The organism is Methanosphaera sp. A6 (genome assembly GCF_001729395.1).
Lineage (GTDB): Archaea > Methanobacteriota > Methanobacteria > Methanobacteriales > Methanobacteriaceae > Methanosphaera > Methanosphaera stadtmanae.
In genome coordinates, this window is record NZ_MAIF01000074.1 from 1 (window position 1) to 4,796 (window position 4,796).

The window sequence follows — 4,796 nt, forward strand, 5'->3', positions numbered from 1 at the left end:
TTAAAATTATATTTAGAAAAAGTAATTTGAAAGAAAAAATTATTAATAGAAAACTAATTATTTTTTTTAATCAGTTACACTATTTATTCGAGATTTATGTACATGATTATTTCTATTTAACACAGCATCATCATATACATTTTTAAGAGTATGCATATCTACACTTGTATAGATTTGAGTTGTACTTAGATTACTATGACCTAATAACTGTTGAATTGCTCTAATATCAACACCATTTTTAAGTAGATGTGTTGCAAATGAGTGTCTTAATATGTGGGGTGTGACTCTTCGAGTAATTCCTGCATCTTTTGCATATTCTTTAATCATTAACTGAATATATCTTGAACTTAGACTAGTATTTCTTTGATTTACAAATAAATATTCATTCTCAACACCACGTTTATCTAAATATTCATGTATTAAATCAAGAGTATCTTCATCAAAAATAACTATCCTATCCTTATCTCCTTTTCCTCTTACTCTGATTGTTCTTTCATTCTCATCTATTGTTGTTACTTTTAGTTTTGTAAGTTCTGATACTCTTAGACCAGTTGAATATAGAAGAGTTAATATGAGTTTATTTCGTAGTCTTGTGATATTTTGAGGATTGGTTTTTTCAGGATCATATTCATTATCTTTAGCATGAATTAAATCGTATACTTCCTGTTCATTTAATGATTTAGGCAATGATTTTGTTCTCTTTGGTGCTTTAATTTCTTCATATATATGAATTTCTGCAAATTCAAAGAATTTCTTTAAAACTACTGTTACTAGATATATGTAATTTGTAGATACTTCTTTTTCTCTTTTTAAATATTGTAAATATCTTTTAAAGGCACGTAACATTCCTTTTTCATCTTTAATTTTTCTATCTGACAAGATAAATTTGTAAAAGTTGTCAAGAATAGATTTATATGTTTTTAATGTATTTGAGGAATAACCTTGTATATCCATTTCTAAAATATAATCTTCCACTTGATCTTCAAAGTATATCTCATCTAAATAATCTGATGTCAAAGTCCCACTCCCTTGCATCATGTTTTTATAGTTTATCAAAAAAAATTCTTCAAAAAAAATATTATGAAGAAGAATGATTATTTTATTATTCTTCTTTTTTTTATGAAGATTATTTTGTAATAATTTTTATAGTTTCAGGTTTTTTTACAACCTCAGACATTTTAACTGCTACTAAACATTCAATATTTTTTTCTTTAGATAAATCAACAATTCTTTGTGTTATTATTCCATCAAAAACAATGTTTTTTATTGTTTCTTTTGAATTTTTAACTTCATTGTATATATCTGATACTTTTACTTCTTTAAGTAAATTAAAGTCCATATCATATAATCTTCCTTTACCTGTACCAGATAATTCTTTAAGCATTAATTCATATTTATTTAAGTGTGTTTCTTCTGTTTCATTATGTTTTTCTGTAGATTTTTGTGTTTTTTCTTTGGAATTATCTTTTACTTGTTTATTTTCATTTTTTTGTTGTTTAAATTGTTTTGATTCGTTTTTTTGTGAATATTTATCTGTTTTATTAACTGAAGATGTTACTTCATGTAATTTAGATTCAAATTTATCATGTGATTTTGGTTTATTATGATATCTGTGCTGATTATGATTATAATTAGCATGACTTGTTATTTTATCTACTGATGTTTTATTTTTAAGTGCATAGATTACTTGATCCTTATCTAAATACTCTACTTCAAGACCTCTAGGTGCTCTTGTTACATAGTCAATATCACCAATTTGAAGTAATTCTTTTAGTATTAAGTCTCCTCCCCTATCACCATCTAGAAATGCTGTGACAGTTCGTTTTTTTGTTAAATCTGCAACTGTTTTAGGAACATTAACACCTTCTACAGCTATGGTATTTTTTATACCATATTTAAGTAGATTGAGTACGTCTGATCTTCCTTCTACAATAAGTATTGCATCAGATGTTGGAGTATTTGGACCAGCTGGAAGATTATCCTCACCATATTCTATTATTTCAGGACGTCTTATTGATTCTTTAACTTCATCAATCATTCTTGAACTTTCAGGAGTAAATTCTTCCATCATATTTTGGTATAATTCTTTTGCTCTTTCTACAATAGTTCTTCTTTTAACAGCACGTACATCTTCAATTTTTGTTACTCTTAGGTTAGCTTCACATGGTCCAACCCTGTTAATTGTTTCAAGTGATGCTGCGAGAATTGTTGTTTCTATTCTATCAAGACTGGATGGAATTATAATTTCTCCTTTTGTTCTTCCAGATCTATTAGTCATATCCACTTTAATTCTACCGATTCTACCTGTTTTTTGTAATTCACGTAGATCTAGACTATCACTAAGTAGTCCTTCTGTTTGTCCAAATATTGCACCTACTACATCAGGTTTTTCTACAAATCCTTTTGCATTTATTTGTGAATGTATTAAATATTTAGTAGTTGTAATTTCATCTTTAACCATGTAATAATAATCTTCATCATCATGATATTTGGCATTTTTATGTGTCATTTAATCGCCTTTTTTTTATTAATTTCTGATTATAAAATTTATATTTTTAATTTAAGCCAATTAGATGAAAAATTTTTTTTATTTAATATTTTATTAGTATTACTCCAAACATAGGAGTTATAACATTATTATCATAATAATTTTTTTAAATTATATTTTATATTTCAATAACTTACTTCGTTATATCGATATACAGTATTATTTTAATTAGAATTTATTATTATATTTATTGTATTTTTATAGAAATTAAGTATTTTTTAAATATTAAAAAAGATATAAATTATATAAAAGATAAAAAACAATGTTTATCTAACAAGGATTTTAAATCGGAGGATTTAATAGAAATGGAAAATTCACTAATAAGAGTAGTTTTAGATATTTTAAAACCACATTCCCCATCACTACCATCATTTGCTATGTATTTAAGCTCACTTGATGGAGTAGATGGTGTAAATATAACATTAATTGAAATTGACAAAGATACTGAAAATATAAAAATAACTATGGAAGGAAAAGATCTTAATTATGATAAAATTAGAGAAGCTGTAGAAAATTATGGTGCTTCAATCCATAGTATTGATGAAGTTGTTGCTGGTAAAAGATTAGTTGAAGAAGTAACAACACCACAAGACTAAATACTCATAACTACCTTTTTTTATATTATTTTTTTTATAATAGATATTTTTAGAGATGAAATTTAAATGTCAAAAGGAAAAATAACTCCAAAAAACATATTACATGGAAATAAAAAAAAACAAGAAAAAATAACTCTTGAAAACCTACTTGAAGTAGCAAGTAGTGATAATGTATCTGATGCCATGAAAAATTTATATGGTAAAGACGGCCTTATTAATGGTATTAAACCAATAGATCCATCATATAAAGTTGTTGGAAAAATTAAAACAGCAACTACCAATTCATATGATTGGGGTACTGGTATAAAAGGAATTTATAACACCAATATTGATGAAATCTTATTTATTAAATGTTCAGATGATGAATATGCAGTGTGGGGTGAAATGGCATCTAAAGCTGCACAAAAACAAGGACTAAAGGCTACTGTTATTTATGGAGTATCTAGAGACACAGAAGATATTATTAAATTAAATTATAAAGTATTTTCAAAAGATATAAAATCACATGCTGGACTTCCATCAAATAATGGCTTGTTAAATGAACGTATTGTTATTGATGATAACATTATTTGTAATGGTGATGTTCTTGTTGGAGATATGGATGGTGTTGTTATAATACCACAGGAAAAAGTAGAAGAAGTACTTCATGAAGTTGAAAACATAAAGAAATTTGAAACTGAAAGTTTAAAGGAAATGATAGATAAGGAGATTCCTTTAGATGAAGTTTTAGGTATTAAATAATTATTTTTAACATACTTAACTTCTAATTTTTTTTTAATTAATTTTAAAATAATCCCCTATTTATAAAAATAAAGAATATTATATTTTATTTATCAAAAAACATTTTTTTTATACCGTGAATTTATTTAATTTTTATTTCTTTTAATTGAAATAGGGTTATTTATAATTAAATAAGAACTTATTTTAATAAAAAACATTATACTATATATAAGTATCCAAAAGTATAAATATCAAAAAAATAATAATTATAATTATAAAAAAAATATGAACAATTATAGGAAAAAATATAATTTATTCTAACCTTAACAAACCTTAAATCATTAATTATTCAAAAAAATCATTATGAACTCCCATAAACTAAAAAATAATAATACTAATTTTATACAAAAAATTCAACAATTATCAAAATAACTAAATATAGATAATAGTATTTATTCCTAAAAATAATAGAGAAAATGTCAAAAAAGAATTCAAAATTAAAAAAAATAGGTACAATAAGTCATATAACAAGTACTAACAAACTAATTGTACCTTCAAATAAAACACCTCGTATTGGTTCAGTAATAGTAAATAAACAACATAAACCAATAGGTAAGATCAATGATATATTTGGGCCAACCAAACAACCATACATCTCTATAAAAACTAGTAAAAAATTTAAAAAGGCTAATACGGGAGAAGCTGTATATCTACAACCAAAAAATAAGAGAAGGAGGATGAAACAACGGCAGGCATACTAAAACGGAAAAAAAGATATGGACGACCTCATAAAACACTAAAAACTGACATTAAAACCAGAAAGCCAAAGAAAAAAGAAGAAAAAACAGAAGAAACTCCAGTAAAAACAAAAACAACCAAAACTCCCAAAATAAAAGAAAAAACAGAGAAACCTAAAAAAAGAGGACCAGGAA

Annotated in this window: 5 protein-coding genes; 3 read left to right on the plus strand and 2 right to left on the minus strand. The window is 25.0% G+C overall.

Annotated features, from left to right (window positions below):
* Window positions 1–66 precede the first annotated feature (66 nt).
* Window positions 67–1,017, minus strand: a complete 951-nt coding sequence (gene xerA, locus A9758_RS02500) for a site-specific tyrosine recombinase/integron integrase (protein ID WP_011406931.1) — start codon at window positions 1,015–1,017, stop codon at window positions 67–69.
* A gap of 109 nt (window positions 1,018–1,126) precedes the next feature.
* Entirely contained in the window at window positions 1,127–2,461 is a 1,335-nt protein-coding gene (gene dnaG / locus A9758_RS02505; protein ID WP_048059908.1) for a DNA primase DnaG, read from the minus strand.
* A gap of 392 nt (window positions 2,462–2,853) precedes the next feature.
* On the opposite strand from dnaG, the gene A9758_RS02510 reads away from it, so the two are divergent.
* The 3 genes from A9758_RS02510 to A9758_RS02520 all read left to right on the plus strand — a co-directional run bounded on the left by A9758_RS02510 (window position 2,854) and on the right by A9758_RS02520 (window position 4,625).
* Window positions 2,854–3,144, plus strand: coding sequence for a DUF211 domain-containing protein (locus A9758_RS02510; RefSeq protein WP_011406933.1), 291 nt, complete (start codon window positions 2,854–2,856; stop codon window positions 3,142–3,144).
* A 66-nt stretch (window positions 3,145–3,210) separates the two neighbouring features.
* Window positions 3,211–3,885, plus strand: coding sequence for an RraA family protein (locus A9758_RS02515; protein ID WP_011406934.1), 675 nt, complete (start codon window positions 3,211–3,213; stop codon window positions 3,883–3,885).
* A gap of 455 nt (window positions 3,886–4,340) precedes the next feature.
* On the plus strand, window positions 4,341–4,625 hold the full coding sequence (locus A9758_RS02520) for an H/ACA ribonucleoprotein complex subunit GAR1 (protein ID WP_011406935.1): 285 nt from the start codon (window positions 4,341–4,343) through the stop codon (window positions 4,623–4,625).
* Window positions 4,626–4,796: the final 171 nt, after the last annotated feature.

Excerpts from the sequence above, each read along its gene's own strand:
- A9758_RS02510 (WP_011406933.1), top strand. The coding sequence starts at position 2,854 with ATGGAAAATTCACTAATAAGAGTAGTTTTAGATATTTTAAAACCACAT.
- A9758_RS02515 (WP_011406934.1), top strand. The coding sequence starts at position 3,211 with ATGTCAAAAGGAAAAATAACTCCAAAAAACATATTACATGGAAATAAA.
- dnaG (WP_048059908.1), bottom strand. The coding sequence starts at position 2,461 with ATGGTTAAAGATGAAATTACAACTACTAAATATTTAATACATTCACAA.
- A9758_RS02520 (WP_011406935.1), top strand. The coding sequence starts at position 4,341 with ATGTCAAAAAAGAATTCAAAATTAAAAAAAATAGGTACAATAAGTCAT.